Origin of the sequence: Kineococcus indalonis, from assembly GCF_009906395.1 — a bacterium.
Classification (GTDB): Bacteria; Actinomycetota; Actinomycetes; order Actinomycetales; family Kineococcaceae; genus Kineococcus; species Kineococcus indalonis.
Window position 1 is genome coordinate 1 of the sequence record NZ_JAAALM010000493.1, and the last position, 3,044, is coordinate 3,044.

At 75.0% G+C, this 3,044-nt stretch carries 3 protein-coding genes; all 3 read left to right on the forward strand.

The window, feature by feature from the left end; translation table 11 throughout:
• Positions 1 to 136: 136 nt before the first annotated feature.
• Positions 137 to 1,216, forward strand: coding sequence for a PhoH family protein (locus tag GTR00_RS17940; protein WP_166612943.1), 1,080 nt, complete (start codon positions 137 to 139; stop codon positions 1,214 to 1,216).
• A 7-nt stretch (positions 1,217 to 1,223) separates the two neighbouring features.
• Entirely contained in the window at positions 1,224 to 1,754 is a 531-nt protein-coding gene (ybeY, locus tag GTR00_RS17945; RefSeq protein WP_166612944.1) for an rRNA maturation RNase YbeY, read from the forward strand.
• A gap of 11 nt (positions 1,755 to 1,765) precedes the next feature.
• A partial coding sequence (locus GTR00_RS17950; RefSeq protein WP_166612945.1) for a hemolysin family protein occupies positions 1,766 to 3,044 on the forward strand: 1,279 nt, incomplete at its 3' end.

A 3,044-nucleotide genomic window follows, 5' to 3' on the forward strand; every position in this document is an offset into this window, starting at 1 on the left:
GGGGCGGGGGCGTCGGTGCTGCTCACCCGGGCGAGTGTGGCCCACGGCGCGGGCGGGCGGTGTCCGGCCCGCTCGCTAGGATCGGTGGTGACGAGCTCCCCCTCACCACGGAGGCGAACGGCCCACCGGGCCGACCATGGCCAGCAACGACCCCACCACCCCCGCCGAGGGCGTGCCCGGCGTCGAGCCGGCGGCGATCGCCCGCCACGTCGTCGTCGTGCCGCCCGACGTCCCGATGGTGTCCCTCCTGGGCCCGCGCGACGAGCTGCTGCGCGTGCTGGAGCGGGCCTTCGCCCGCACCGACGTGCACGTGCGCGGCAACGAGATCACCGTGAGCGGCACCGCCGGCGAGGTCGCGCTCGTCGAGCGCCTCGTCGACCAGATGCTCGCCGTGCTGCGCGCCGGCCAGCCGCTGTCGGCCGACGCGGTGGAGCGCTCGGTGGCGATGCTGCGCGCCCAGGCCGCCGGCACCGGCAGCGACCGCCCCGCAGACGTGCTGACCCTGAACATCCTGTCCAACCGCGGGCGCACCATCCGGCCCAAGACGGTCAACCAGAAGCACTACGTCGACGCGATCGACACCCACACCGTCGTCTTCGGCATCGGCCCCGCCGGCACCGGCAAGACGTACCTGGCCATGGCCAAGGCCGTGCAGGCCCTGCAGGCCAAGCAGGTCAACCGCATCGTGCTGACCCGCCCCGCGGTCGAGGCCGGCGAGCGCCTGGGCTTCCTGCCCGGCACCCTCACCGACAAGATCGACCCCTACCTGCGCCCGCTGTACGACGCGCTGCACGACATGCTCGACCCCGACTCGATCCCGCGGCTGATGACGGCGGGCACCATCGAGGTGGCGCCGCTGGCGTACATGCGCGGGCGCACCCTCAACGACGCCTTCATCATCCTCGACGAGGCGCAGAACACCTCGCCCGAGCAGATGAAGATGTTCCTCACCCGCCTCGGGTTCAACTCCAAGGTCGTCGTGACCGGCGACGTCACCCAGGTCGACCTGCCCAGCGGCACCGAGTCGGGCCTGCGGGTGGTGCAGGAGATCCTCGAGGGCATCGAGGACGTCCACTTCTCCCGCCTGACCAGCACCGACGTGGTGCGCCACCGGCTGGTGTCGGAGATCGTCGACGCCTACGGCCGCTGGGAGGACGCGCGGCCGGCGGCCAGCGCCGGGCAGCGCGGCCACCGCGAGCAGCGCGGGCGCAGGTGAGCCGGGCGTGAGCATCGACGTCGTCGACGAGAGCAGCTTCGCCGAGGGGCGCGGCGTGGACACCGTCGAGGTGGCCGCGCTGGCGCGCCACGTGCTCGACGAGATGCGGGTGCACCCGCTGGCGGAGCTGTCCGTGCTCATGGTGGACGGCGAGGCCATGGCCCGCCTGCACGAGCAGTGGATGGACGAGCCCGGCCCCACGGACGTCATGTCCTTCCCCATGGACCAGCTGCGCCCGGGCCGCGAGGGGCAGACCTCCGAGCCGGGCCTGCTCGGCGACGTCGTGGTGTGCCCGCAGGTGGCCGCCGCGCAGGCCGCCGCCTCCGGGCACGCCACCGCCGACGAGGTCCTGCTGCTGGTGACGCACGGCATCCTGCACCTGCTGGGCTACGACCACGCCGAGCCGGAGGAGGAGCGCGAGATGTTCACGCTGCAGCGCCGGCTGGTGCTGGGCTTCCTGGCCCGCATCGGCCGCCCCGGCGACCCCACGCCCACCGTCGGGCACCGCGCCCTGCCGGGCCCCGGGTCCGAGGGCTGAGGGCCGGCGCCGTGGGGGCCCCCGCCGTCCCGCTGCTGCTGCTGGCCCTCGCCCTGGTCGTGGCCGCCGGCCTGGTGGCGGCGGCGGAGGCGGCCATCGGCGGCACCTCGCGCCGCCGCGCCCGCGACCTGGAGGCCGACGGCCGCCGCGGCGCGGCCGCCCTGGGGCGGGTGCTGGAGTCCGCCGCGCCCGTGCTGACCGTGTGCACCCTGCTGCGGGTGGTCTTCGAGACGCTCGCGGCGGTGTGCGTCACCGTCGTCGTGGCCAGCTGGTCGGACTCCTGGTGGCTGGTGCTGCTGCTGGCCGGGCTGGGCATGTCCGCGCTGGACTTCGTGCTCGTCGGGGTCGGCCCGCGCACCCTGGGCCGGTTGCACGCCGAGAGCGTGGGCCTGCTGGCCGCGCCCGTGCTGGCGCCGCTGAGCCGGCTGCTGGGCCCGCTGGCGCACGCGCTGGTGCTCGTGGGCAACGCCGTCACCCCCGGCCGCGGCACCCCGCACGGCCCCTTCGCCTCCGAGGCGGAGCTGCGCGAGATCGTCGAGCTGGCCGGGGAGACCTCCGTCATCGAGGCCGGCGAGCAGCGCATGATCCACTCGGTCTTCGAGCTGGGCGACACCCGCGTGCGCGAGGTGATGGTGCCGCGCACCGACGTGGTCTCCCTGCGCCGCGGCACCGGGCTGCACGAGGCGGAGGCCCTGCTGCTGCGCTCGGGCTTCTCCCGCGCGCCCGTGGTGGGCGAGGACGCCGACGACGTGCTCGGCGTGCTGTACCTGAAGGACGTGGCCCGCCGCTTCCACGACGACCCCGCCGCCGCGCGGGGCACCGCGGTGGAGGACGTCGCCCGCCCCGCCGCGTTCGTGCCCGACAGCCTGCCGGTGGACGACCTGCTCAAGCGGATGCAGCGCGAGACCACGCACGTGGCCGTCGTGGTGGACGAGTACGGCGGCACCGCCGGGCTGGTGACCATCGAGGACGCCATCGAGGAGATCGTCGGCGACATCGCCGACGAGTACGACCGCGGCGCCCCTGACGTGGAGGAGCTCGGCGACGGCGGCTACCGCGTCTCCTCGCGCCTGCACGTGGAGGAGCTCGGCGACCTGTTCGGGCTGGAGATCGAGGAGGAGGACGTCGACACCGTCGGCGGGCTGCTGGCCAAGACCCTCGGCGAGGTCGTCGTGCCCGGCTCGGCGGCCGAGGCGTACGGGCTGCGCCTGGAGGCGGAGTCGCGCGGCGGGCGGCGCAACCGGGTGCGCACCGTGCTGGTGCACCGGGTGCGCCAGCACGGTGCGCACC

Excerpts from the sequence above, each read along its gene's own strand:
- GTR00_RS17940 (WP_166612943.1), top strand. The coding sequence starts at position 137 with ATGGCCAGCAACGACCCCACCACCCCCGCCGAGGGCGTGCCCGGCGTC.